Source organism: Halomonas alkaliantarctica, from assembly GCF_029854215.1.
GTDB classification, from domain to species: Bacteria; Pseudomonadota; Gammaproteobacteria; order Pseudomonadales; family Halomonadaceae; genus Vreelandella; species Vreelandella alkaliantarctica_A.
Genome location: NZ_CP122961.1, coordinates 2525284 through 2550005, shown reverse-complemented (window position 1 = coordinate 2550005; position 24722 = coordinate 2525284). Strand labels below are relative to the sequence as shown.

The following is a 24722-nucleotide window of genomic DNA, read 5'->3' as shown; positions in this document are numbered from 1 at the left end:
TCACTCATCGCCTAGCGCCAACAGCGACGCATTCCCGCCTAAGGCGGCGGTGTTATTAGTAATCGTTTTCTCGGTGACAAAGCGCTGCAGGTAGTGCGGGCCTCCGGCTTTTGGGCCAGTGCCTGAAAGGCCTTGACCGCCAAATGGCTGCACGCCAACCACGGCACCGATGATATTACGGTTGATGTACACGTTGCCTACGCGCATTTTCTGGGCGACTTCAGCGGCAAACGATTCGTTGCGGCTATGCACGCCAAACGTCAGGCCGTAGTGGCGACCGTTGATGTCGTTGATGACCTTATCCAACTGGTTGGATTTGTAACGCACGATATGCAGCACTGGTCCGAACTGTTCCCGGGAAAGTGCATCGATGCTATCAATCGTAAAAGCAACGGGCGCTACAAAAGTGCCATCTTGAGTGTGTTCAGCGGCCATTGGCGTTTCAGCGACAAGGCGATTCTCAGCCTTGAGTTTTTCGATGTGTTCCAGCAGGCCTGTGCGGGCGTCTTCGTCGATAACCGGCCCAACATCGGTTCCCAAGTCGCGGGGGTCGCCAATGCGTAGCTCGTTCATGGCGCCTTTGAGAATCTCGATCACCCGATCGGCAACGTCATCTTGTAGATACAGTACGCGCAGTGCCGAACAGCGCTGCCCGGCGCTCTGGAAGGCTGACTGAATCACATCCACCACGACTTGCTCGGGCAGGGCGGTGGAGTCAACAATCATGGCATTCATGCCGCCGGTTTCGGCGATTAACGTGGGCAGCGGGGCGTTTTCCCGTGCCGCCAGGGCGCGGTTGATAATTTGCGCGGTGTCAGTGCCACCCGTAAAGACCACGCCGGTAATCCGCGGGTCGGAGGTCAGCACGCTGCCTACCGTCGGGCCATCGCCGGGCAGTAGCTGAACCACGTCCCGTGGCATACCGGCTTCGTATAGCAGCTCAATCACCCGGTGAGCGACAATGGAGGTCTGTTCCGCTGGCTTGGCCAGTACGGTGTTACCAGCGACTGCCGCCGCGACGACCTGGCCACAGAAAATCGCCACTGGGAAGTTCCAGGGGCTAATCGCCGCGAATACACCTTTGCCTCCCATCATCAGTCGGTTGGATTCACCGGTGGGGCCAGGCAGCACAATCGCTTCACCGAAGTCCTCTTCTGCGCGCATGGCATAGAAGCGGCAGAAGTCGACGGCTTCTCTGATCTCATCGACACCATCGGTAAGCAGTTTGCCGCCTTCCCGGGAGCAGAGCGCCATCAATTCAGCCATGTGCTCTTCCATCAAATCGCCCAAGCGACGCACGATAGCGGCGCGTTCGGCCACGGGCGTGGCATCCCAGCGGGGGAAGGCGGCCCAGGCAGCATCCAGTGCCTTGGTTGCCTGCTCTTTGCTAGTCCACTGCACGCTGCCCACGGTATTGCGGCGGTCATAAGGGCTGGTAACGCTATGGGTATTAGCGGCATCGTCGGCGACTTCAAACGCCAGCAGCGGCTTGGCCGGGTACTGCTTATCCATAAACGCGGCCATCTTCTCCATCAGCGGGTAGTAGTGGCTGCGAATGTTCAGGTTGACCCCGCGGGAGTTGCGACGTTTAGGTCCGTAAATATCCTTGGGCAGTGGAATGTTCGCATTGGCCAGGTTTTTCTGCTGGCGCAGGGTCTCAATAGGGTGCTGGCAGAGCGATTTGACCGGTACGTCCGGGTCGACCAACTGGTGGACAAACGACGAGTTGGCACCGTTTTCGAGCAGGCGGCGAACCAGGTATGGCAGTAGGTCTTTATGCGCGCCCACCGGGGCATAAATGCGGCAGTAAGTACCTTTCGGTGCACGCTCAAGCGCGGCGTCATAAAGGGCTTCACCCATGCCATGTAGGCGTTGAAATTCGAACGGACGACTGTCGCGGTTGGCGAACTCTAGGATCGTCGTCACCGTGTGGGCGTTGTGGGTCGCAAACTGCGGGAAAATACGCCCACGGGTGTCGTTAGAGAGCAGGAACTGGGCACAGGCGAGGTAGGCAACATCGGTGCCCGCTTTGCGGGTAAACACCGGGTAGCCGTCGACTCCAAGCTGCTGGGACTCTTTGATTTCGGTATCCCAATAGGCGCCTTTGACCAAGCGTAGCGGAATCTCATCCCCCTGCTGGTCGGCCAATCGGTTGATGTAGTGCAGTACCGGCAGGGCGCGTTTGGAGTAAGCCTGAACAACCAAGCCGAAGTGTCCCCAGCCTTTGGCGGCTGCACTTTCGTAAACCGCGCGGAAGACTTCCAGGGAAATCTCCAGCCGATCAATCTCTTCAGCGTCAATCGTAACGGCCACATCCAGTTCACGGGCCTTGCTGACTAGCTTGATAACGGTGTCGACCAGTTCGGCGAGCACCTGCTCGCGGCGGCCAAATTCATAGCGGGGATGTAGCGCAGAGAGCTTGATGGAGACCGACGGCGCCGGGGTCTTATCACTTAAGGTTTTACAGGTTTTGCCGACTTGTTCGATCGCGCGGGCGTAGTCGTCAAAATAGCGCTGGGCATCGGCCCGGGTGCGTGCCGCTTCACCCAGCATATCGTAAGAGTAGGTGTAGCCTTTATTGAACAATGGCTTGGAGCGCTTGAGGGCTTCATTAATATCGCGGCCCAGCACAAACTGCTTACCCATGATTTTCATTGCTTCGTACATGGCGCGGCGAATAACCGGCTCGCCCATGCGATTGACCATGCGATTGATAAAGTTGGCGGGCTGACCCTCTTTGGGGTGATCCATTTTCAACACGCGGCCAGTCATCAATAAGCCCCAAGTAGAGGCATTGACCATCCACGATTCGCTCTTACCTATATGAGACTGCCAATCGGCGGGGCCGAGTTTGTCCTCGATCAAGGCGTCGGCGGTGGCTTTGTCTGGGATGCGTAGCATGGCTTCCGCCAGACACATCAGCATCAGGCCTTCGTGGGTATCCAGACTGTATTGCTGTAACAGCTCGTCGATGGTGTCGACAGCCGTGTCCATTTTACGGACATCCTCAACCAGCGCGGCGGTATTGGCTTCAATGCGACCGAAATCTTCGCGATTGGCATTCAGCACCTCGATCAGTTCACTGACGTAGCTGCTTTCATCCACTAAGTAGTGGTCGCTAACACGCGTCATGAGAGTGTCGAGATCGGTTTGCCAGATGGCAGGGTCACGCATGTCGTTGGCATTGAGCATTGAAGCCCCCGAAAGTCTGAACAGAGCAAATGGGTAACAGGGCATTACGCCCAAGCAAATAAGCGAATGTAGAGTGCAGCTCCCTTTGGTGTATGTTGAATTCAGGGCAAAACGTGTCAATTTCGCGGCAAGAGTAAACGTCATACGACTTTAGTAGTGTTTTTACTGGCCTGCTACTGACCCTAAGGCATCCTTTAATGGGTTAATCGCGATCGGTGGTACATCCGCTTGGCGTAATTTCCGCGGCGATAATCCGTAACTGAGGCGAAATGCATGAGATAGCGCGCTTTGGTTGGCAAAGCCGGTTTGAAGCGCAATGTCAGTGAGTGGCAGGCGGCTTTGCAGAATCAGTTGACGTGCCGCATGGAGACGTTGGCGCTTGACGTACTGCCAAGGTGAAAGCCCCGTTTGAGCGCGGAAACAGTCAGAAAAATGCGCTTCGCTTAGACAGGCTAGCCGCGCTAAATCGGCAACGCGTAGGTCTTCGGCGAGGTGTTGACGAATAAAGCGGTTAATACGTGTCAAATCCAGTCGCTGCTGCGTACTGTTAGTGGCAGTGCCTAGGCGCGCTTTTAGAGAACCCAACAGCGTGGCGGCTAAACGGTCTTGCTGAAAGGAGTTAGTCGACGTATCAAACCCTTGAGCAAGTTCGCTCTGCATAAACGCTAAATAGTGACGCAGTGCGTTATCTAGACCAAAAAAACGTGGAGCGTCAAACAAGGCTACCAGTTCGCGATTCTCACCGGTTAGGGCGGGGGCGTCTTCTGGAAGGTCGAAAATTAATTGGCGATTATGGCCGTAACCTGAGTAGTAGTGCTCGTGGTTTGCGGGCACGATACAGCCCGAGAATGCATTAACTCGCCCACCCAGGCCTTCAATTTCAAATTCTGAAGAACCACACAGCGTAATCACAATCTGATGAAAGTCATGTGTATGGTGATGTGTAGCGCTGGCTAGCGGTATTTGTCGAATGGTGCTGGGCATGCAGGTCTCCTGAATTGCATTACGTCAGTTGCAGTAGGTCTCCTGAACCGCAATACGCGTTTAAATCGCAACAGCTACTGCTGGCGGAGGGCTGTGTGGGCATGCAGGTGGTCGCGAAGAGCCTGAAGTTCTGCCTGACCCTCTTGATTAAGCAGCGGCTTGCCCTGTGCCACCATCCAGCGTCGGCCATGCTGCTCCATTAAATGCGCCGCACGGCGTCTAATGCCGTCCAGATATTCGTTGTGCCGGATGGGGTAACCGATCATAGCGTTCCACTCGGTTTCGCTCACCTGGCTGTTAAGCGCTTTATCAAACAGCGCCAGTAAGTCTTTGGGCTCTGTGCGGTAGCGTGGGGTGCTTGAAGTCATCAGCACCAGCATTACTGCACCAATCACGAGTAAGCAGACTCCAAACACCAATAAATACAGCGCCATTCGCTCTGCTCCTGGGCATCATCCGTTAATAAGTAACCACCAAATTATACGCTTGACGCCGCTAGGATCGAAAATTTTACTTTTTTTGCGAACTTTTCCTTCACTGCGTGTCTGAGTATGTACAGGCAACATCGCGATAGCAGTCGCTAAAGTTGTTGTTCTGGCTCTATTGTTTTGATCCCTTGCTTCCGCTACTCCCTGAGTAGCGGTTTTTTTTGTCTAAAGCTCAGCTAATTTTCAAAAGCTATTTTTGCAAGCCTCTCTTTGAGAAACTCAGCAAAACGTTAATCAGTTCTGCTAATGGCGCCGCAAAGCCAGTAGCGCCACCAGGATATCACGTCGTGTCACGATTCCTATTAGACGCTGCTGCTCAACTACCGGGTAAACTTTAGGTTTAGGGCCAAGCATTTCCTGAGCCAGGTCGGTAATGCTTTTATTGGGAGAGACGCTGAGCACTTCGTGGCGCATCATTTCTTTCACCAAGGGGGCTTCGTCATCGTGGTAAATACTGTCCAGCACACGGCCCATGACATCCTGCTCTGAAATAAAGCCGATTAATCTGTCGGCATCATCAACTACCGGTGCGCCAGGTAGGCGGTGCAATGCCAGCCCTTTAGCCAGGGTTGTGATTGAGGCGTTGGGCGAGACACGGTAGCAATCGCGGGACATAACATCGCGAACGACGTTGGGGGTTGCTCTATTCATCATGGACACTCCTTGCTCATCTTATTCATCGCTATGGCAAACAGGGCATCGCAAGCAAAGCGATCTGATCAGTTGTCTCTAGGTGCTAAAGTAGCCTCGACTCTTTCACTGTAGGCGATTTAAAGGGCCACGCTCTGCCTGCAAAGCATCTTTATTCAACGCTGTAAGTACTGAATTTTCTAAGCCGTTAATTTTCCAACCATGCAAATGAATCGTAAATTAACGCATTGAGGAGCTACCTATGGATGCACGTGAGTACTTAAACCGCAAAGGGGTGGGAGTTGACCGAGATCCTGACCGGCCTAATACCTTGGAAGAGAAGGCCTGGGAGCGTGCGCGTGGTTCAGGGCATCAACGCCCCAAATCGGGGACGCCTCACGACTGGGAGGATTGGGAGCGCCACCATGATGATCTTGCTGAAGGGGCTGAAGGCTTAGAGCAAAAAATTGATAAAGAGGCCCATCGGCTTGCCCAAGAGCGGGCAGCTAAGGCATCGGCTGATGAGTCAGCCTCCAGTTCAGTGGAGCACTTCACTCCGCCACCCAAAGTTGAACAAGCGCCTGCCGAAGCCACGCCGTCTAAAGCGACCCCCGTGGAGCAAACGGTACCAGAGCCTGGGGCGTTAAAACTCGCCTATTATGCTCTGGCGTTACTACTGCCACCGTTGGCGGTGGGCTTAACCAATGGCGGTAGTCAACGGGTGGGGTTAGCCGTGGCGTTAACACTGGCAGGCTGGCTACCCGGCGCTGTGTATGCCATCTGGTGGTTGCAGCAGCGTTAACAAGAGGCTTCTGCTCAGAAGGCTTGGTGACGTTTACTGCTTGGCAGTCTTCACTAAGTGCGTATAATCCGCGTAAACTAATTTATAAAACGAGGTTTACGATGGGTTGCCTGATCGGCGTCACCGCCCTATGGGCCTTCTCCTTTTCGCTAATAGGGGTCTATCTAGCGGGTCAGGTCGATAGCTACTTTGCGGTGCTCCTGCGGGTAACGCTTGCCACGCTGGTGTTTTTACCGTTTTTACGCCCCAGTTTGCTGCGAGGTAAGCAGCGGCTAGCGCTTATGGGTTTAGGCGCTATACAGCTGGGCGTGATGTACACCTTCTTCTATCAATCCTTTCTGTTGCTGTCGGTACCTGAAGTGCTGCTGTTTACTATCTTCACGCCTGTTTATATCGCGCTGCTGGATGATCTACTGTTTGGGCGTTTTACACCGATCTATATAGTTACCGCACTGCTCGCCGTCGTGGGTGCGGGGGTTATTCGCTACGATGGCGTTGATAGTGGTTTCTGGGCAGGCTTTTTGGTCGTGCAGGGTGCCAACCTCTGTTTCGCGCTTGGTCAGGTAGGCTATCGCCGTTTAGCCGCTGATTTGCCGCCTACTTTGGCATGGCATAACGTCTTTGGTTGGTTCTTTATTGGCGCCATGGTCGTGGCCTTGCCCGCCTATTTGCTATTTGGCAACAGCGCGGCCCTGCCGACCACGTCTCTCCAGTGGGGCGTACTTGCATGGTTGGGGCTAGTGGCGTCTGGCGTCGGCTATTTTGCATGGAACCAAGGCGCCACCAAAGTGGATGCAGGCACCTTGGCGATTATGAACAATGCACTGGTACCGGCGGGGCTAATCGTCAATCTCGTGATTTGGAACCGCGATGCGGATATTCCGCGTTTATTGTTGGGGGCGCTTATTATGGCCGCCTCCCTATGGCTCAACCACTGGTGGCAGCAACGCAGCCAGGTAGCCGTTAGCTAAGCCTATTTGCCCGATAGCAGAGGTGTCTCCATAATGGCGACTTATGTTAGCGAGAGTCGGCCCATGAGCAACACCTTATCAGCAGACGCGAAGTCAGCGCCCTCCACCGATCAATCTAGCCGACCCTTTAAAACCATTGGGCTGATTGGTCGGCTGGGGAGTGACAAAGTGGTCGACTCCCTTCAGCGCCTGGTGACCTACCTTACAGCCCATGACTACTCGGTATTAGTTGAAGACCGCACCGCTACTGTAATACCGCACCATGGCCAGCCGGAAGCCAGCCGCCGCATGCTGGGCGAGCTGTGTGATCTGGTGATTGTGGTGGGGGGCGATGGCAGTCTATTGGGCGCGGCGCGGGCGCTATGCCGCAGCGGTACGCTGATTTTAGGTGTTAATCGGGGTCGCTTGGGGTTTCTGACCGATATCTCCCCAGATGAGTTGGAAACCCGCGTCAGTGAGGTGCTGGCGGGGGAGTTTGAGGTTGAAGAGCGTTTTTTACTCGATACCGTGCTCTACCGTAATGGCGTTGCCGTGGGTAATGGCGACGCCTTAAACGAAGTCGTGCTGCACCCCGGCAAAGCGGTTCGCATGATTGAATTTGAGCTGTTTATTGATGGCCAGTTTGTCTATAGCCAGCGCAGCGATGGTTTGATTGTGGCTACCCCCACCGGTTCTACGGCCTACGCGCTCTCTGGCGGCGGGCCGATCATGCACCCGAAACTTGATGTTGTGACGCTGGTGCCGATGTTCCCCCATACGCTGTCGAGTCGCCCCATTGTGATTGATGCCGCCAGCGAAATACGTATTCACATTGGTGAAACCAACCAGTCCTACCCGCATATCAGCTGCGATGGACAAACCCGGGCGGTAGCCAAACCCAACGATGTGCTGGTGATTACCCGCAAGCCTGAACGTGTCCAGCTGGTGCATCCCATCGGCCATAATTTCTACGAAGTGCTGCGCAGCAAGTTAGGCTGGAGCCATCGGTTGGGGGATTGAGTATGGAGGGATACGACCTTATTGGCGATGTCCACGGCTGCGGTGCTACGCTCGCTTCACTGCTGGAAAAGCTGGGTTACCATCAGCGCAATGGTGTCTATCGCCACCCGCGTCGCAAAGTGATTTTTCTGGGTGATCTGATTGATCGTGGCCCGCGGATTCGCTTGGCAGTAACCATTGCCCGGAGAATGGTCGAGCAGGGGGAAGCGTACATTGTCATGGGTAATCACGAATATAACGCCCTGGCGTATACCCATCCTGGGCCCCCAGGTAGCCACAAACGCTGGTTGCGCGAGCATACGCCACGTCATAATCGTATTATTCAGGATACCTTAGAGCAGTATCGCGACTATACCAACGAGTGGGACGATACCCTGGCTTGGTTTAAAACCATCCCAATGTGTTTGGAGATCGACGGTATCCGCGTGGTGCATGCCTGCTGGGATGAGGCGCTGATCGAAGAGCTTAAACAGCGTCGCCCTGATTGCTGCATGGACACTCAGTTTTTGATTGAGTCCACCGATCCCAAAACCCAGGCGTTTCGAATTTTAGACCGCCTCACCCGAGGCCCGCATGTCTCACTACCCAAAGGGATTGCGATACACTCCGGTGATGGCTTTACAAGGCAAAGCTTTCGCGCCCACTTCTGGGCCCAAGCACCCCAGCAGTGGGGCGATGTGGTCTTCCAGCCGGATAACTTGCCCGGCGATCTTGAAACGCGCGAATTGACCAATGAAGAGCGCCAGAAGCTTAGCTACTACGGGCCAGAACAACCACCGCTGTTTATCGGTCATTACTGGTGTGAAGGCATACCGGCTCTACCGACCCATAATATTGCCTGCCTGGACTATAGTGCCGTCAAGTATGGGCGTTTAGTCGCTTATCGATGGAGTGGTGAGACGGTGTTAAATGCCGATCATTTTGTGTGGATTAAAGTACCGAAAGAGGAACGGGCACTGCCGAAACCGTGGGAAATCGATTTCGATTAACAAAATTTAATTTTTATTACATAAAATTACATATTTTTCTCAAAACAGCTGAACTAACCCTGCTGTCGGCTATCAGAGTAAGTGTTCCCTTGAATGATCCCTTGCTTTTATTCCCCGGCGGTCCCCACCGCCGGTTTTTTTTGCCTGTTTTTTGGCAGCCGTTTGGTTCATTCAGTCATTGTCTACAATAACTGTCTTCAATAGCTACCCGCTGCGGACAGCGTGCCGTACGCGCTTTAATTAGAGGGATGTTATGCATCCAGTGATGCTTCTGCCTGATCACGCGGATACGAGCGAACTTCGCCAGGCACTCTGGCGCCACCGCATTGGTCACCGCATTACCGATGAAGCGGACGGCCAACTGCTATGGATCGCCGACCCACGCCAGCTTGGCGAACTTAAAGCACTGCTAGAGCACTGGCAGCGGGGCGAACCCCTGGTGCTTCATCAGGCTGCTCAGCGCCCGCGCACCATGACCCACTCCTTGACATCGCTAAAGCAAGTGCCGGTAACGGCGCTGATGATTGTCATTAGTCTGGTGATATTTGCCCTGATTGGTGTTTTTGGTGACCAGTTGATTGTCACTCTCACCATCGTGCCAATAGGTATTTCAGGTGGTGAGTTGGTCTTTGGCAATCTGTCGCAAACACTTGCCTCTGGGCAAGTATGGCGCTTGCTATCGCCCGCTTTTCTGCACTTTGGCTGGATGCATTTAATATTCAACCTGATGTGGGTGTGGTATTTCGGCCGCCAGATTGAAGCACTGCAGGGCAGCCGCACCATGCTACTACTGCTTATTGTGGCGGGCATTGGCGCGAATGTGGCGCAGTACGCAACCGGCACCGTGCTATTCGGCGGAATGTCCGGGGTAGTTTATGCCTTACTGGCCCACGTTTGGTTGATGTCACGCCGGGTTCCCCAAAGAGGCTTCTTTGTACCGCAAATGCTGGTGGTCTTTATGCTCGGCTGGATGGTGTTCACCATGACCGACATGGCGGGCAGCGTTGGCTTTGGCAATGTCGCTAATGAAGCACATTTGGGCGGTCTACTCGTGGGGCTTGTCACAGGCTGGTATTATTCATCCCGCCGTTTGAAAAACCGTTAAGAGGCCTGCAATGAGCGAAATGACGTTCGAAAAAATGATCAACCAGATGACCCCAGCGATTTACGAAAGCCTTAAACAGGCGGTATCGCTGCGCAAATGGCCCGATGGCCGTCGCTTAACGCCGCAACAGACCGAACTCTGCTTGGAAGCCGTCATGCGCTTTGAGGTGGAGAACAACGTGCCGGAAGAGAACCGTGTAGGCTATTTAGAGCAGCGTACCTGCGGGGCGGCGGCTAGCGGCGCTGGCGTATCGCCTGAACAGGCGGGCTTGGCACGGGATGCAACGCGTGATTGAAGCGGCAGTACCGGGCTTTTCAGTACAGGGCTGTTTAAGCAAAATGGCGGCAGCGCTACCTAGCCGCCAAGACCAACCGGTGGTTTACCACTTGCGCGCGGGTGAGCACCGTGTTGCGCTTAACGAACGTATCGGTGAGCCACTTAGTTTGCGGTGGACGGGATCAATTGCCTGTACGCACTGTGGGCGGGCAACCAAGAAGAGCTTTGCCCAGGGCCACTGTTACCCCTGCTTCAAGCGGCTAGCCCAGTGCGATACCTGCATTATGAAGCCGGAAACCTGTCACTTTTTCCAAGGCACCTGTCGTGAGCCGGAGTGGGGAGAGCGGCACTGCTTCCAGCCCCATATCGTCTATTTGGCTAACTCGTCGGGGCTCAAAGTCGGCATTACCCGCAAAACCCAAATGCCTACCCGCTGGCTGGATCAAGGCGCGATTCAGGCGCTGCCGATTCTTGAAGTGGATACTCGTCAACAGTCCGGTTTTGTCGAAATGCTGTTTAAAGAGCAGGTGGCAGACCGCACCAACTGGCGGGCGATGCTCAAGGGCGATGTCGAAACCATGGATTTAAGCGCCGAGCGTGATCGTTTGCTGACCCTGCTAGCTGATGGCTTGAACCAGCTGCGCGAAACCCATGGCGCGGACGCCATTCGCTTGGCGGAACAGCCAGCACAGCACTTTCACTATCCTGTCAGCGTTTTTCCCAAAAAAGTGGTATCGCACAATTTTGATAAGCAGCCGCTGGTAGAAGGCGTGCTGCTAGGCGTCAAGGGGCAGTATTTGATCCTTGATAATGGGGTCATTAATCTACGCAAATTTACCGGTTATGAGATTCAGGTGAGTTAAGCGGCTAGTCATATAGGGGGTAGCTAGCACTGGTGGCGGCCGATGTTTGTATGCCCTCGCTATTAGCGTACTTGCCATGGCGGCAAGCTCGCTGACGGTTACCGTCAACGCTGCACGGCTGACCTGAGCGGTGGCGGATGAAAATGGCTAAATAGCTAAATATCTAAATAGCATAGCCGAGTGCCTGTTTAAGCCGCTCGGCGTGTGTGGCCACCCAACGTGGATCTATCGCCCCCCAATCACGTATCTGGTAGCGACCAATGTTGTGGCGCTCGCCGTCATCCTTAGTAAATACACACTCGATATCCAACTCGGCAAGGGAGGCAATCGTATCCTGGGCGGTGCGCCGCGGCATACCGGTGGCCTCGATTAGCGCAGGCACGCTGGCAGCACCTTGTTCGATCAAGTGGGCGACGTATAAGCGGCGGTAAAAACTCGATTTGGTTTTGCTTAGAGCAGGCATTCGGCTTCCTTTGCAGCTAATTTATGCGCGTGCTGCCTAGCTTAAATGAATAAATCCTGCTGCGCTCGTGGTGGGCGAAAATCCCGGGTGTTCAAGCCCTGTTCGGTGCGATCCTGCATGTTCCACTGACGGCTGGCGCGGGCAAAGCGTTGCGCAATTAAATCGGCAAATACCCCTTCACCGCGAAAGCGCTTACCAAACTTGGCATCGTACGCCTTACCGCCACGGCACTGACGCATTAAGCTCATCACTTTCGCCGCGCGCTCCGGGTAGTGGGCTTCTAACCACGCTTCAAATAGCGGCGCCACTTCATAGGGTAAACGTAGCAGCATCCAGGCGGCGGTTCGCGCTCCTGCACGGCTGGCGGCTTCCAAGAGCTTTTCAATCTCATGATCGGTTAGCCCCGGAATAACCGGCGAAATCAGCGCACCCACTGGAATGCCCGCGGTATTCAGTTCACGAATCGCCCGCAAGCGCGCTTGAGGTGATGCCGCCCGTGGCTCTAACGTGCGTTTCAAGTTGGCATCCAGGCTGGTCAAACTGACAAACACACGCACTAGCCGGTGCTCGGCCATTTCCGCTAGGAGTTCTAAATCACGCAACACCAAGGTGCTTTTGGTCACCAGCGTTACCGGATGGCGACACTCCAGCAGCAGCTCCAGTAAACGACGTGTGGTTTGGTAGGTAGCCTCTAACGGCTGGTAACAGTCGGTGTTGCCGGAAAGGTTGATCGGGCGGCACACGTAATTAGGGTGGGACAGCTCTTCGGTTAACCGCTCCACTAAACCGCTGCGGGCAATCAGCTTGGTTTCAAAATCCAGCCCTGGCGATAAGTCCCAGTAGGCGTGAGAAGGGCGGGCATAGCAGTAAACGCAGCCGTGCTCACAGCCGCGATAAGGGTTCAGCGAGCGGTCAAACGGCAAGTCCGGCGACTTATTCCATGACAGAGCGCTTTTGCTCACTTCTTCGCGCACTTCGGTTGCGATGGTCGTAGACGCTTCTTCCCGCCACCAGCCGTCATCTTCAGCCACGCTGCGGGTTGGCGCAAAACGGTTGTGCGGGTCGTACGTTGCCCCGCGACCTTTACGTACGGCTGAAACACTAGACGTTTGATCGGGCGTCGTCATTTGCCACCTCTTACCTGTATAACTGTATATATGGCTATATATACAGTATATGGCGTTTGGGTAAAGGCGCAAGGAGAGGCTTAGGGGCTTAAATGCCAAATTCGGGGGATGAACAGACGCGTTGTTATTTCATACTCTTAAAGAGCCCGCTGGCACCAGTATTGAAAGAGGCGATGTGACCTATGGAGCTGCAACCACATTTTGCATTAATGGCATCCTATAATCAGTGGATGAATGCAAAGGTATACGAGGCCGCCAGCAAGCTGACGGCTGCAGAACTTACCCAAGAGCGTAGCGCTTTCTTTGGTTCGATGTTTGGCACGCTAAATCACATCGCGGTCGCCGACACTATTTGGCTCAAGCGGTTTGCAACGCACCCCTCTTCTACGGCAAGAACGCTTGCGGTAATGATTGACCTTCCTACGCCAGAGCGGCTTGACCAAGTGATGTTTGATGACTTAGCAGGACTGAAAGCGCATCGTCGATGGCTCGATACCGTAATTATTAACTGGGTAGCGGCGCTGACAGACGATGATTTGAGTACCACGCTGAGTTATCACAACACGAAAGGAGTAGCCTCAAAACGGCGCTACTCGAGCCTGATCCTTCATTTCTTCAATCACCAAACCCACCATCGCGGTCAGGTATCTACCTTATTATCTCAAGCCGGTGTGGATGTTGGCGTCACCGATCTGTTGGCGCTGATTCCGGATGAGGGGTAAGGTTAATTAGAAGTATGGGATTAATCGTCTGGGTACTTTGATTATCCGTTCTCAAACCGTTCGATACACATATTGGCAATGAATCTTGCCATCCATTGCATCCAATCGTTACAGCGAGTTCGACGGTCGTCTTGTTAATGCTAAAAGCTTAGTCGCCCAACTTCCCTAAAAAAACGCCTTGGTCCTTTCAAACCAAGGCGTTCGTTTTTCTATCGATTTACCAACCTATCCGTTCAACGCTTCTTGCGTGATGGCTTTTTATCGGCACTGGCCGGTGCGCTTTCCTCTTCCCCGCTGTTGCCATTGGGGAAGTGAGCACGCACCAGTTCCAACAGGCCTTGAGTGGAGGTGTCGAAGTCAGCGGCGTTGGTGTCGATGCGTTCGCTGATTTCGCCGGCGATGCGCTTGCCGAGCTGCACGCCCCACTGGTCGAAGGAGTTGATGTTCCAGATGACCCCTTGCACAAACACCTTATGCTCGTAGAGCGCGATTAGTGCACCCAGGTTTTTTGGCGTTAGCTCATCCAGCAGTAGGGTGCTGGAGGGGCGGTTGCCGGGGCAGCTGTAGGGGTCGTGTTGGCTTAGCTCTTTGCTATCGCCTTGGCTGCCTTCCATAAAGGCGTTGGCCTGGGCGAGCATATTGGTCAGCAGGGCGAAGTGGTGGTCTTCCACGCCGGGCTCGGGCTTGAGCGAGGCAATAAAATCAATCGGCACGTAGCGGGTGCCCTGGTGCAGCAACTGGAAGAACGCATGCTGGCCATTGGAGCCGGTTTGGCCCCACACAATCGGGCCGGTTTTGTAGTTCACCGGGTGGCCGAAAATATCCACCGACTTACCGTTAGACTCCATATCCAGCTGCTGCAGGAAGGATGGCAGTTGGTTCAGCGCCTGGTCGTAGGGCACGATAGCCTGGGTTTCGGCGCCAATAAAGTTGATGTACCAAATACCAATCAGCGCCATCAGCACCGGCATGTTTTGCGAGAAGGGCGCGTTGATGAAATGGTTATCCATCTCATGAGCGCCTTCCAGCAGCTCGATAAAGCCTTCGAAACCGATCGAAAGCGCAATCGGCAGGCCGATAGACGACCACATGGAGTAACGGCCGCCCACCCAGGCCCAAAACTCGAACACGTTCTCTTCGCGAATACCGAACTCCATCGCCGCTTTGCGGTTGGTGGAGGCGGCAATAAAGTGCGCGCCCACGTCCGCATCTTCACCAGCGTTCTCCAGGAACCAGCGCCGCGCGGTTTTGGCGTTTAGGAGGGTCTCTTGGGTAGAGAAGGTCTTGGTAGAGACGATAAATAGCGTAGTTGCCGGGTCAAGGCGCGAGAGCACCTTCTGAATATGGGTGCCGTCCACGTTGGAAACGAAGTGGAAGTGCAGTTCCGGGTGGCGGTATTTGAGCAGCGCACGCACCGCCATATTGGGGCCAAGATCCGAGCCGCCAATACCGATATTGACCACGTCTTTAATGCGTTTGCCGCTGTAACCTTTCCACTCGCCGCTGCGTACCGCCTCCGAGAACAGTTTGATCTGCTCGCGAGTGCGGGTGATCTCCGGCATGACGTCTTCGCCGTCCACATAGACCGGTTCATCGCCTAAGTGGCGCAGCGCCGTATGCAGTACCGGGCGGTTCTCCGTCACGTTTATGATATCGCCAGAGAACATCTGAGCCCGGCGCTGTACCAGGGCGGAGTGGTCGGCTAGCTCAATCAGCTTGGTGAGTACTTCATCGGAGACATGGTGCTTGGAGTAGTCAAGAAACAGACCGCCCACCCGTAAGCTCATTTTCTCAAAGCGCTGCGGGTCATTGGTGAAGTAATCACGAATGCGGTCGTTGGCGGTTTTGTCGCGCAGGCGGTCAAGCGCCTGCCAGGTAACGCTGCGAGTTAGCTGAAACATAGGGCGATCCGTTTGTTATGAAACCTCTGATTAACTATTGCGCTTGCCCATACGGCGTTAAAAATCGCCTCAAAATGCTCATTTACACCCACGTAAACTCCGCTTTTTCGTTGATTTTTGCCTTGTCTGGCCTACGTCATTACGTTAATCAGAGGTTTGTTATAAGTGAATTGGGTGATCAAAATCGAAAAGTGGGCTATGTAAAAATACTACATAAAAAATGACAAAGAGTAGAGGGTATAAGTGGCATGAAAAGGTATTAAATGCGTAAAGCGACGTATTTAAAAGGGCAGGCATGTTCGCCTGCCCTCACTTTTTGGTAACAGCGGTTAGGTGGCGAGGGCTACCTGGGCCGCATCACGTTTGATAAATGCATAGCCTAGTCCCGTCACCAACGAGCCAGCCACAATGGCACCAAGGTAGAGTAGTACCGGGGTGATGGCGTTAGGGATCAGCAGTACAAAGATGCCGCCATGAGGGGCCATTAGTTTTGCACCTACCAGCATCGAGAGAGCGCCTGTGAGGGCGCCCCCTGCGATACAGGCGGGGATAACACGTAGCGGGTCTTTCGCTGCAAAGGGGATTGCACCTTCACTGATAAAACACAGGCCCAGTACAAAAGAGGCTTTGCCCGCTTCGCGCTCCGGTGCAGAGAACTTGTTGCGCGCGACAAAGCTGGCAATCCCCATACCGATGGCAGGCACCATCCCTGCGGCCATGATCGCCGCCATGGGGCCGTAAGTTTCAGAAGCCAGCAGACCCACGCCAAAGGTGTAAGCGGCTTTGTTGACCGGGCCACCCAGGTCGAAGCACATCATCGCGCCCAGCAGAATACCCAGCAGTACTGCGTTGGTGGAGCCCATGGATTCCAGGAAGCTGGTCAGGGCATTAAGCAGCGCCGCGACCGGTTCGCCAATCACGTAGATCATGGTCAAGCCGGTGACCAGGCTGGCAACTAGTGGAATGATCAGAATCGGCTTAAGGGATTCAACGCTGGAGGGTAGTTTGACGTAGCGTGTCACCGCCAGGGCCACATAGCCTGCCAGGAAACCCGCCAAAATACCGCCGATAAAGCCGGAGCCGATATTGGCCGCCAGCATGCCGCCAATCATACCCGGCGCGATGCCGGGACGGTCGGCGATGGAGTAGGCGATATAACCTGCCAGCACTGGAATCATCAGCGCAAAGGCGGTGCCGCCACCGATCTGCATCAGCGCGGCGGCCAGGGTGCCTTCCTGCTCGAAGGCTTCAATGCCAAACACAAAGGAGAGGGCAATCAGCAGGCCGCCCGCCACGACCATGGGCAGCATAAACGAAACGCCGGTGAGCAGGTGCTTGTAAACGCCTTTCTCTTTGACGCTCTTATTGGCTGAGCCCGCATTGCTGTTGCCGCTCTCTATGGCGGCGTCGCTGAGCGCAGCTTCAAGGGTAGGGCGCGGCTTTTTCAGCGCGTTGCCGGTAGAGGTGCGGTAGATGCGCTTACCAGCAAACCGCGACGGATCAACGTCGATATCACAGGCCAGTACGACTATGTCGGCGTCGGCGATCTCTTCTTCGGTCAACTTATCTTGTGCGCCCACCGAGCCTTGGGTTTCCACGCGAATGGCGTGGCCCATGGCTTTGCCTGCCTCTGCGAGTGCTTCGGCGGCCATAAAGGTATGCGCCACGCCGGTGGGGCAGGCGGTGACGGCAACGATTTTCTTGCCACTCGCGCTGCTTGCAGCGGTAGGTACGCTAGAGGCGGCAGGTGCGCTATAAATCGGCGCTTCACGCTTTGCCTGGGCCAGGAAAGCGCTGGGGTCGGGGAGTGCACTGGCAATCGGCGCTTGGAATAGCCGCTTGCCTTCAAAGCGCTCCGGGGCAGGTACGTGATCGGCGGCGACCACGATCAAATCGGCATTGGCGATCTGCTTGGCAGTGGCGGCCTGGAGTGGCGCGACTTCTCCGTGCATTTCCACATGCGCCGACCAGCCTTGGCGCTGGGCGGCTTGTTCCAGGCGCTTAGCAGCGAGGAAGGTGGTCGCCATGCCGCTGGGGCAGGAGGTAATCAGAATAATATTCATAGCGTGGCTCCCTCGGTGATGGTGTCATCAAGACGCCGTATCCGGGTGTGTTGTTGGAGTGAATCGAAATCGGCAGCGCGGGGGTTGCCCACGCCAACATGGCGCACGGCCTCGGCCGAGAGCGCGGTGGCAAAGCGCAGCGTCTGCTCAGCGTCTTGCTGGCTGTTCTGATGAGTCAACAGGCCGTGGAGCATGCCCGCGACGAAGGTATCGCCGGCGCAAACGGTATTCGTCGCGGTAACCTTAGGGGGTGTGGCGTGCCAGGCACCTTGAGCGTTAACCCACAGCACCCCTTCGGCACCCGCTGAAATCAGCACATGGGCGATGCCGCTTGAATGCAGCCGCTTGGCCGCCTTCAAGCGCGCATCGGAAGAGGTCATATCTTCGCCTGCCCACTCTGCCAGTTCATTTTCATTAGGCTTAACACCGGCGGGGTGAGTCGCTAGCGCCGCATTGAGTGCCGGGCCACTGGTATCTACCCAGAGCGGTACGCCGCTGGCGTTTAAGTGGTTTAACAGCGCGCTGAAATCCTCCACTGACAGCCCGGGGGGCAGGCTGCCCGCCACAACGACCGCCTGGGGGGGCGTCGTGCTGGAAAGCTCGGTATTCAGCGTGTCGGTCAGCGCCTGCAAATCCGCGCCATCAATGGGCATGCCGGGGCCGTTAATATCGGTAACGCGGCCGCTCTGCTCAGCAATTTTGGCATTGATACGGGTTTCTCCCGGCACGCGCACGAAGGCGTCGGTCAGGCAGTACTGGGTAAATGCCAATTGGAAGGGAGCATCGTTGTCGGCACCTAAAAAGCCGCTGACGGTGACATCGTGGCCAAGGCCTGCTAATACGCGGGCAACGTTAACACCTTTACCTGCCGCTTCTAACTGCGCGCTGGTGGGTCGGTTGACGCTGCCCAGTACCAAGGCGTCAAGATTAAACGCCAAATCCAGCGCCGGGTTCAATGTAATGCATAGCACGCGGGCCATTAGCGGGCCTCCAGTGCATCGCGCACTTCATCGCTGGTGGCTTGGGCAAGCGCTAACTGAGCACTGGCTTGGGCATCAGCGAAGTCAAACTCGCGCAGGCGGGCTTTGACCAGCGGGATCTGCCGCGCGCTGACGGAAAGCTCGTCCACGCCGAGGCCTACCAATACGGGAATGGCCACGGCGTCTGAGGCCAACTCGCCGCACACGCCGACCCATTTTCCTTGTGTATGGGCCGCCGCCACGGTCATTTGAATCAAACGCAGCACTGCGGGGTGCAAACCATCGGCTTGGGCAGAGAGTTCCGGGTGGCCGCGGTCGATCGCCAGGGTGTACTGGGTCAAGTCGTTGGTGCCTATCGAGAAGAAATCGACTTCGGCGGCAAGGCTGGGTGCCAGCAGCGCGCTAGAGGGTATTTCAATCATCACCCCCAACTGCACATCGGTGGCGCGTTGGGAAGTGGGTATCTCTTTGAGTAGGCGGTCGTAGATGGCTTTTACAGTGCGGAACTCGGCGATATCTTTGACCATCGGCAGCATAATCCGCAGGGGGTTATTCCTACCTGCCATTAACAAGGCGCGTAGCTGCGTTTCGAGTACCTCGGGTTGGGTCAGCGCTAAACGAATACCGCGAAGACCTAGGAAGGGGTTGTCTTCTTGGGGCACCGGCCAGTAGGGCAGTGGCTTATCACCGCCGACATCCAATGTGCGCGCTACCAGCGGGCGGCCATCCAGGGCATCAATTGCCTGACGGTACTCGCTAATCTGAGTCGCTAAATCTGGTGCGCTGGCGTGGGCCATAAACAGGAACTCGGTACGCAGCAGGCCAACGGCTTCAGCGCCACGCTCCACCGCATCAACGGCGTGGGCAGTGTTGCCCAGGTTGGCGGCGACTTCGACGCGGTGCCCATCGCGCGTTTGGGCGACCTCAAAACGGGTTTCCCAGGCATCGGCTTCGCGCTGCTGGAGGTCGAGCAACTGCTGCTCGGCACGCTGCAGGCGCTCTTCGGAAGGTTGTGGCGTCACCCGGCCACGTTCGCCATCCAAAATCATCATGCTGGCGTTGTTAAGCGCCATCACCGCTTGCCCGGCGCCAACGACAGCAGGAATACCCAGTGCGCGGGCCAGAATAGCGCTGTGCGCCGTGGCGCCACCGCGGACGGTGAGCAGCCCGCGCACACGGGAGGTATCCAGGCGGGCCACATCGGAAGGGCCGATATCGTCCATCACCAGAATGTAGGGATGATCCGGCGGTTCGGGGAGCGTTACATCGCAGAGTACGCCCAGCACCCTGCGACCTACGTCGCGCAGATCGGCAGCGCGCTCGGCCAGCAGCCGGTCGGCGAGCATTTCCTGGGCGTGGGCCGCGGTTTCAATCGCTTCCCACCAGCCCGCTTCCGCCGAGCGTCCTTCGCGAATGGCATCCGTCGCGGCGTGGTGGAGTTCCGGGTCGTCGAGCATCTCTTCGTGCATCGAAAGAATATCGGCGACTTCGCCACCGGGGGCGTTATGCACCAATGTGTGCAGCTGGGCGGCGCCCTCTTTCAGCGCGCTATTTAAACGGCTGATTTCGTGTTCAGCGTCGCTGGCGTGCTCGGTGTACTCAAACTGCATCGGGCGAATGACAAACACGGGCGCAATGGCCAACCCCGGCGAGGCGGCCACGCCGGCGTGGGGCGTATCGGCAGCGAGAGGCTCGACGGCCGGTGTAGCGGTGCTCGCTTCCGGCGCGCTATCAAAGCCACCGTCAAAGGGCGTTACTTTCTCACCCAGGCCCGATTCAACCGCCTCGGCGACGGCCTCTAGCGCTGCGCTTGCCTGCTCACCCTCGGCTGAAAGCACCAGCCACTGGCCACGGCGTGCGCCCAGGCCAATCACTTTGGTCAGGCTGGCGGCGGAAACCGGGGTGGCGCTGCCTTCTTCCAAACGTGCCTGAATCGGCATGGCCTGGGCGCGCGCTATCTGTACAAGCTGTTTGGCGGGGCGGGCGTGTAAGCCATGGGGGTTAAGTACCCGCACACGGCGAGTCTGAGTGCTGGCGGTTTCGCCCGCCAGGGTGGCCAGCAGCTGCGCGCTGGTTTTGCCCACCAGGCTTTGGCTTTCGCTGTTTTCCAACACCGCCATCAATTGCTCTAGCAGCGGGCGGTGGGCATCACCGTGGGCGGCCAGGCAGAACAACGCATGCACCGGATGGCCAGCGCTTTCCAGGCTTTGTTCAGCAGGCGTGGCCACCCCCAGCGCGGGCTGATTAACGCCCTGGGCGCTGCTTGCCAGCCACAGCCCTTTGCCTAACCAAGTCGGCTGCGCGGAAGCGACGGCGGTAATAAAGCTGTTATCAACACAGCCGCTTTGGCGTAAGCGAGCTGCTGCTGCCAGGGCGAGTTCCTGTGGGTCGCGTGCCGGAAAGTTCACGCATAGCGTGTCGGCATCCAGGCGCGGTTCCAATGCGGGTTTGGAGAGCAGCCGCGCGACATCTGCCGCGGAGGTGGCGTTTGCCAGCTGCTCGGAAACGCCTTCGCGATCCAGCACGTGAGTGAGCTGGCGCAGAATATCCAGGTGCTCATCGTTTTGGGCGGCAATCGTTACCAGCACGTGCACCTGCTGGCCGTCGTGCCACTTAATCCCTTGGGGAAACTGCAGCACGCGCACGCCCGTTTTCTTTACATACTGACGGCTTTCTGGCGTACCGTGGGGGATCGCAATGGCGTTGCCTAAAAACGTTGATGATTGTGCCTCGCGGTCGTGTAGGCCGTCGCGGTACTCGGCCTCAACTAATCCAGCGTCAACCAGCGCCTCAGCGGCATTGTCCAGCGCGGTTTGCCAGCTGGCGGCGTGGCGGCCTAGCAAGATGTCATCGGGGCCGAGTGTCAACATAGGTGTCTCCGTGTAGAACCATAGTCGTAGCGCTTCGAAGTGAGCTAGATGAATCGTATCATCTGTGTATAGTTGGCTATGCTGAATCGATTCACTGCATGACACAAGGCTTGGGCGTTTAGACTTTGGTCTGGTAGGCGCTAACTTGCTGATAAACTGCTTGGTTACATTAAGGGAGACCCGAATGACTCTTGCCGATATTGCCCGGCTGGCCGGCGTCTCGCGCACGACCGCTAGCTACGTGATTAATGGTCAGGCCGAGCAGCGGCGCATAAGCGCAGCGACGATTGAAAAAGTGATGGCGGTGGTTCGCCAGCACCGCTATCACATTGACCCCCAGGCGGCTGCACTGCGCCGGGGCGCAAGCCGGTTGCTGGGGCTTATCGTGCCGGATCTGGAGAACATCAGCTATGCCCGCTTAGCTAAACGCCTGGAGCGGGGTGCACGGGAGCAGGGTTATCAGCTGTTGATCGTAAGCTCGGATGACTGCGCAGAGAGTGAACGAACACTGGCGTTGGCGCTGCGTGCCCAGCGCTGTGAGGTGTTGATCACCGCTAGCTGTTTGCCCAGCGACGACACTTTTTATGCCGAACTGGTAGACGAGGGCTGGTGCGTGGTGGGAATGGACCGTGGCCTCAATCCAGCGCGCTTTGCCAGTGTCGTGAGTAACGACCAGGAGGCGGCGAAGACATTGACCCGCTCGGTGATCGGCACGACAACCAAACGTGTTGCCTGGCTGGAAGCGATGCCGGATCTGTCGGTTAGCTGCGAACGGCGGGCGGGTTTTCAGGCAGCCCTTGAAGGCCACGAGATAGAGCCGCTTTATCTAACCGGATCACACTACGAGCGCAGCGAAGGGGCGCGTTTAGCGATTCAGCTGTTGGACGAGCAAGGCGGTGCCGACGCACTGGTGACAGCGTCCTATACACTGCTGGAAGGGGTGTTTGATGTGTTCTTAGAACGCGGTGGCCTGCCGGAAAATATTCGCCTGGCCACCTTTGGCGACCACCGGCTGCTGGATTTTCTTCCTCAGCCCGTTAACTCAGCGCTACAAAATTACGACCGTATCGCCGAGTTAACGTTGAACTGCGCCCTGGCCGCCATGAACGGCCACTATGAGTGTGGCTTACAGGTGGTGGCGCGCCATCTGCACCGGCGTTAAACCGTGCGGGCCTGGGCCCAAGCCGCTGCATCCGGTATCGACATGTCGTAGGTTTCGCTCAAGTAGGGCGAGGAGAGCAGGAAGTCAGCGCTCGCCGCATTGCAGGCGACCGGTACATTCCATAGCGCGGCTAAACGCAGCAGTGCTTTGACATCCGGATCGTGGGGTTGGGGCGAGAAGGGATCCCAAAAGAAGATAAGGACATCCAGCCGCTGCTCCGCTATCCGTGCGCCAATCTGCTGGTCACCGCCCAAAGGGCCGCTCATGAGTCCCTCGACTTCAAGCCCTAACGCTGTCTTAAGTCGCTCAGACGTGGTGCCAGTGCCAATCAGTTCGTGCTGGCTAAGCGTATCCTTCCAGTGGGTTGCCCACTCCAGCATCTCCATCTTTTTTCCATCATGGGCAATCAGTGCAATGCGCTTGCGCGCTTGCAGGGTGCGGATGGCCTGGCGGGGCGGTTGCGCGTCACTCATTGGGTCACTTCCCTCATGGTTCTATTGCCTTACGGCCGAATGGCATTTTTGTTTTAACGTCGCTACCGAGGTTAGCCGATTACTCGCTTTCCAGGGCAAGAATTTTCATCGTATTGGTGCCGCCATGGGCATTCATATGGTCGCCGCGAGTAAGAATGACATGCTCGCCAGGATGGATAAATCCTTGCGCCTGCAAGCATTTCAATGCTTCCTGGTTAAGGTTGGCCGGATCCATATCGGTGGTGTCGAAAGGAATGGAAACCACGCCACGATAGAGCGCCATCCGCCGCTGGGCGATAGGGCTATGGGCCAACCCCACAATCGGCAGGCCGGAGCGAATGCGCGACGCAATCAGCGGTGTATAGCCGGTGGAGGTCATACAGGCGATGGCGCTAACGCCGGATAAGTGATTCGCTGCATACATCGCCGATAGCGCGATGGTTTCGTCGATGCGCTCAAAGCCTTCATGAATACGGTGGCCTGACTCTTGAGCAAGACGCTCACGCTCGGCACCCAGACAAACGCGGTTCATCGCTTCGATGGTTTCTACCGGGTAATCACCCGCGGCGGTTTCCGCAGAGAGCATCACCGCGTCGGTGGCGTCGAGCACTGCGTTGGCCACGTCGAAGACTTCGGCGCGGGTGGGCAGCGGCGACTCGATCATCGACTCCATCATTTGGGTGGCGGTAATCACCGCGCGGTTGAGTGTACGTGCGTGCTTAATAATGCGCTTCTGAGTACCAATCAGCGCGGCGTCACCAATCTCAACGCCCAGGTCACCCCTGGCCACCATGACCGCCTCAGAGGCTTCAATGATGCCATCCAGCGTGGCGTCGTCGGCAACCGCTTCCGCGCGTTCAAGCTTAGCCACCAAACCAATCTCTTTACCGGCTTCGCCAAGCAGTTCGCGGGCTTCCTGCATATCCGCGGCGCTGCGCGGAAAGGAGACTGCTAAGTAGTCAACGCCGATCTCAATAGCGGTTTTTAGATCGGCCTTGTCTTTTTTAGTGAGGGCGGGCGCAGAGAGTCCGCCGCCCTGTTTATTAATACCTTTATTGTTGGAGAGCTTGCCGCCCACGTGAACGCGGGTATGCACTTCTTGTCCAACTACTCGTGTGACATCGAGTACTAAACGCCCGTCGTCGAGCAGTAGGCGATCGCCCTCAACGACATCATCGGCCAGGGTCTGATAGTCGCAACCGACGCGTTCCGCAGTGCCGCTATTGGCGTCCAGCGCCATGTCCAAGACAAATGTCTGACCAACATCGAGTTTGACGGCGCCTTCGACAAAGCGCGCAATACGAATTTTCGGCCCCTGTAGGTCGCCCAGTGCGGCAACGCTGCGGCCAAGGCGCTCGGCGATCTCGCGTACTTCGTTTAAGCGACGGCGGTGATCGTCTGCCGAGCCATGGGAGAAATTCAGCCGCACCACGTCGACGCCGGCTTTTAGCATCGCTTCCAGCACGCCGGGGCGATCACTGGCGGGCCCAAGGGTAGCGACGATTTTGGTGCGCCTTAAAGGTGTATGAGAACCTGAAAGGGGATAGGAAAGAGGGTTAGTAGACGCCTGAGCTGCTATGTTCGAGGTAGCTTTTGTCACGAGGGCGCTCTCCTTATGCAAGGGCATTGTTGGCAATTTAGTATTGGACTAAGATAGCGTTT

The 24722-nt window shown here is 56.3% G+C and carries 21 protein-coding genes; 9 read left to right on the top strand and 12 right to left on the bottom strand.

Annotated features, from left to right (window positions below):
- The 4 genes from putA to QEN58_RS11675 form a co-directional block, all read right to left on the bottom strand.
- On the bottom strand, positions 1 to 3192 hold the full coding sequence (putA, locus tag QEN58_RS11690; protein WP_280103833.1) for a bifunctional proline dehydrogenase/L-glutamate gamma-semialdehyde dehydrogenase PutA: 3192 nt from the start codon (positions 3190 to 3192) through the stop codon (positions 1 to 3).
- Positions 3193 to 3354: 162 nt separating this feature from the next.
- On the bottom strand, positions 3355 to 4176 hold the full coding sequence (locus QEN58_RS11685) for an AraC family transcriptional regulator (protein WP_280103832.1): 822 nt from the start codon (positions 4174 to 4176) through the stop codon (positions 3355 to 3357).
- Positions 4177 to 4250: 74 nt separating this feature from the next.
- Complete coding sequence (locus QEN58_RS11680; protein ID WP_280103831.1) at positions 4251 to 4610, bottom strand: hypothetical protein; 360 nt, start codon at positions 4608 to 4610, stop codon at positions 4251 to 4253.
- Positions 4611 to 4907: 297 nt separating this feature from the next.
- Positions 4908 to 5315 carry a CBS domain-containing protein gene (locus QEN58_RS11675; protein WP_280106931.1) on the bottom strand — a complete coding sequence of 136 codons (408 nt, stop codon included), beginning with the start codon at positions 5313 to 5315 and terminating at the stop codon, positions 4908 to 4910.
- Positions 5316 to 5556: 241 nt separating this feature from the next.
- On the opposite strand from QEN58_RS11675, the gene QEN58_RS11670 reads away from it, so the two are divergent.
- From QEN58_RS11670 to QEN58_RS11640, 7 genes are all read left to right on the top strand, one after another.
- Positions 5557 to 6096, top strand: coding sequence for a YqaE/Pmp3 family membrane protein (locus QEN58_RS11670; RefSeq protein WP_280103830.1), 540 nt, complete (start codon positions 5557 to 5559; stop codon positions 6094 to 6096).
- A gap of 101 nt (positions 6097 to 6197) precedes the next feature.
- Positions 6198 to 7067, top strand: coding sequence for a carboxylate/amino acid/amine transporter (locus QEN58_RS11665; RefSeq protein WP_280103829.1), 870 nt, complete (start codon positions 6198 to 6200; stop codon positions 7065 to 7067).
- Between the two features lie 63 nt (positions 7068 to 7130).
- Positions 7131 to 8066 carry an NAD(+) kinase gene (locus QEN58_RS11660; protein ID WP_280103828.1) on the top strand — a complete coding sequence of 312 codons (936 nt, stop codon included), beginning with the start codon at positions 7131 to 7133 and terminating at the stop codon, positions 8064 to 8066.
- A gap of 2 nt (positions 8067 to 8068) precedes the next feature.
- A complete protein-coding gene (locus tag QEN58_RS11655; protein WP_280103827.1) occupies positions 8069 to 9055 on the top strand; it encodes a metallophosphoesterase in 987 nt (328 codons plus the stop codon).
- 253 nt (positions 9056 to 9308) lie between these two features.
- Positions 9309 to 10160, top strand: coding sequence for a rhomboid family intramembrane serine protease (locus QEN58_RS11650; protein WP_280103826.1), 852 nt, complete (start codon positions 9309 to 9311; stop codon positions 10158 to 10160).
- A gap of 10 nt (positions 10161 to 10170) precedes the next feature.
- Complete coding sequence (locus QEN58_RS11645) at positions 10171 to 10455, top strand: YeaC family protein (RefSeq protein ID WP_280103825.1); 285 nt, start codon at positions 10171 to 10173, stop codon at positions 10453 to 10455.
- A complete protein-coding gene (locus QEN58_RS11640; RefSeq protein ID WP_280103824.1) occupies positions 10439 to 11299 on the top strand; it encodes a DUF2797 domain-containing protein in 861 nt (286 codons plus the stop codon). Before QEN58_RS11645 ends, QEN58_RS11640 begins: the two co-directional genes overlap by 17 nt.
- Before the next feature lie 163 nt (positions 11300 to 11462).
- Here QEN58_RS11640 and QEN58_RS11635 read toward each other — a convergent pair whose 3' ends face one another.
- Both QEN58_RS11635 and QEN58_RS11630 read right to left on the bottom strand, forming a co-directional pair.
- Positions 11463 to 11762, bottom strand: coding sequence for a winged helix-turn-helix domain-containing protein (locus QEN58_RS11635; RefSeq protein WP_041158640.1), 300 nt, complete (start codon positions 11760 to 11762; stop codon positions 11463 to 11465).
- Between the two features lie 41 nt (positions 11763 to 11803).
- The gene (locus tag QEN58_RS11630) at positions 11804 to 12889 is read right to left on the bottom strand and encodes a PA0069 family radical SAM protein (RefSeq protein ID WP_280103823.1); all 1086 of its coding nucleotides are present in this window, start codon (positions 12887 to 12889) and stop codon (positions 11804 to 11806) included.
- Positions 12890 to 13071: 182 nt separating this feature from the next.
- Here QEN58_RS11630 and QEN58_RS11625 point away from each other — a divergent pair, with 182 nt between their 5' ends.
- Positions 13072 to 13611: a DinB family protein gene (locus tag QEN58_RS11625; protein WP_280103822.1), complete on the top strand. Its 540-nt coding sequence runs from the start codon at positions 13072 to 13074 to the stop codon at positions 13609 to 13611.
- A 233-nt stretch (positions 13612 to 13844) separates the two neighbouring features.
- On the opposite strand, the gene pgi is transcribed toward QEN58_RS11625, so the two are convergent.
- The 4 genes from pgi to ptsP all read right to left on the bottom strand — a co-directional run bounded on the left by pgi (position 13845) and on the right by ptsP (position 21425).
- Positions 13845 to 15512 carry a glucose-6-phosphate isomerase gene (gene pgi / locus QEN58_RS11620; protein WP_280103821.1) on the bottom strand — a complete coding sequence of 556 codons (1668 nt, stop codon included), beginning with the start codon at positions 15510 to 15512 and terminating at the stop codon, positions 13845 to 13847.
- Positions 15513 to 15841: 329 nt separating this feature from the next.
- Positions 15842 to 17575, bottom strand: coding sequence for a PTS fructose-like transporter subunit IIB (locus QEN58_RS11615; RefSeq protein ID WP_280103820.1), 1734 nt, complete (start codon positions 17573 to 17575; stop codon positions 15842 to 15844).
- A complete protein-coding gene (gene pfkB, locus QEN58_RS11610; protein WP_280103819.1) occupies positions 17572 to 18555 on the bottom strand; it encodes a 1-phosphofructokinase in 984 nt (327 codons plus the stop codon). Before pfkB ends, QEN58_RS11615 begins: the two co-directional genes overlap by 4 nt.
- Positions 18555 to 21425: a phosphoenolpyruvate--protein phosphotransferase gene (gene ptsP, locus QEN58_RS11605; protein ID WP_280103818.1), complete on the bottom strand. Its 2871-nt coding sequence runs from the start codon at positions 21423 to 21425 to the stop codon at positions 18555 to 18557. The genes pfkB and ptsP overlap by 1 nt, the downstream gene beginning before the upstream one ends.
- 184 nt (positions 21426 to 21609) lie before the next feature.
- Between ptsP and cra the strand changes: the two genes are divergently transcribed.
- Positions 21610 to 22587 (top strand): catabolite repressor/activator, encoded by a 978-nt coding sequence (cra, locus tag QEN58_RS11600; protein ID WP_280103817.1) that lies wholly within the window; start codon positions 21610 to 21612, stop codon positions 22585 to 22587.
- On the opposite strand, the gene QEN58_RS11595 is transcribed toward cra, so the two are convergent.
- Both QEN58_RS11595 and pyk read right to left on the bottom strand, forming a co-directional pair.
- Positions 22584 to 23060, bottom strand: a complete 477-nt coding sequence (locus QEN58_RS11595; RefSeq protein WP_280103816.1) for a methylglyoxal synthase — start codon at positions 23058 to 23060, stop codon at positions 22584 to 22586. The two genes, cra and QEN58_RS11595, sit on opposite strands and share 4 nt — an antisense overlap.
- Positions 23061 to 23139: 79 nt before the next feature.
- Positions 23140 to 24660: a pyruvate kinase gene (gene pyk, locus QEN58_RS11590; RefSeq protein ID WP_280103815.1), complete on the bottom strand. Its 1521-nt coding sequence runs from the start codon at positions 24658 to 24660 to the stop codon at positions 23140 to 23142.
- Positions 24661 to 24722 lie beyond the last annotated feature (62 nt).

Excerpts from the sequence above, each read along its gene's own strand:
- QEN58_RS11625 (WP_280103822.1), top strand. The coding sequence starts at position 13,072 with ATGGAGCTGCAACCACATTTTGCATTAATGGCATCCTATAATCAGTGG.
- QEN58_RS11665 (WP_280103829.1), top strand. The coding sequence starts at position 6,198 with ATGGGTTGCCTGATCGGCGTCACCGCCCTATGGGCCTTCTCCTTTTCG.
- QEN58_RS11655 (WP_280103827.1), top strand. The coding sequence starts at position 8,069 with ATGGAGGGATACGACCTTATTGGCGATGTCCACGGCTGCGGTGCTACG.
- pgi (WP_280103821.1), bottom strand. The coding sequence starts at position 15,512 with ATGTTTCAGCTAACTCGCAGCGTTACCTGGCAGGCGCTTGACCGCCTG.
- cra (WP_280103817.1), top strand. The coding sequence starts at position 21,610 with ATGACTCTTGCCGATATTGCCCGGCTGGCCGGCGTCTCGCGCACGACC.
- QEN58_RS11660 (WP_280103828.1), top strand. The coding sequence starts at position 7,131 with ATGAGCAACACCTTATCAGCAGACGCGAAGTCAGCGCCCTCCACCGAT.
- QEN58_RS11630 (WP_280103823.1), bottom strand. The coding sequence starts at position 12,889 with ATGACGACGCCCGATCAAACGTCTAGTGTTTCAGCCGTACGTAAAGGT.
- QEN58_RS11650 (WP_280103826.1), top strand. The coding sequence starts at position 9,309 with ATGCATCCAGTGATGCTTCTGCCTGATCACGCGGATACGAGCGAACTT.
- pfkB (WP_280103819.1), bottom strand. The coding sequence starts at position 18,555 with ATGGCCCGCGTGCTATGCATTACATTGAACCCGGCGCTGGATTTGGCG.
- ptsP (WP_280103818.1), bottom strand. The coding sequence starts at position 21,425 with ATGTTGACACTCGGCCCCGATGACATCTTGCTAGGCCGCCACGCCGCC.
- QEN58_RS11615 (WP_280103820.1), bottom strand. The coding sequence starts at position 17,575 with ATGAATATTATTCTGATTACCTCCTGCCCCAGCGGCATGGCGACCACC.
- QEN58_RS11640 (WP_280103824.1), top strand. The coding sequence starts at position 10,439 with ATGCAACGCGTGATTGAAGCGGCAGTACCGGGCTTTTCAGTACAGGGC.
- QEN58_RS11685 (WP_280103832.1), bottom strand. The coding sequence starts at position 4,176 with ATGCCCAGCACCATTCGACAAATACCGCTAGCCAGCGCTACACATCAC.
- QEN58_RS11675 (WP_280106931.1), bottom strand. The coding sequence starts at position 5,315 with ATGAATAGAGCAACCCCCAACGTCGTTCGCGATGTTATGTCCCGCGAT.
- QEN58_RS11680 (WP_280103831.1), bottom strand. The coding sequence starts at position 4,610 with ATGGCGCTGTATTTATTGGTGTTTGGAGTCTGCTTACTCGTGATTGGT.
- QEN58_RS11595 (WP_280103816.1), bottom strand. The coding sequence starts at position 23,060 with ATGAGTGACGCGCAACCGCCCCGCCAGGCCATCCGCACCCTGCAAGCG.
- QEN58_RS11635 (WP_041158640.1), bottom strand. The coding sequence starts at position 11,762 with ATGCCTGCTCTAAGCAAAACCAAATCGAGTTTTTACCGCCGCTTATAC.
- QEN58_RS11645 (WP_280103825.1), top strand. The coding sequence starts at position 10,171 with ATGAGCGAAATGACGTTCGAAAAAATGATCAACCAGATGACCCCAGCG.
- putA (WP_280103833.1), bottom strand. The coding sequence starts at position 3,192 with ATGCTCAATGCCAACGACATGCGTGACCCTGCCATCTGGCAAACCGAT.
- QEN58_RS11670 (WP_280103830.1), top strand. The coding sequence starts at position 5,557 with ATGGATGCACGTGAGTACTTAAACCGCAAAGGGGTGGGAGTTGACCGA.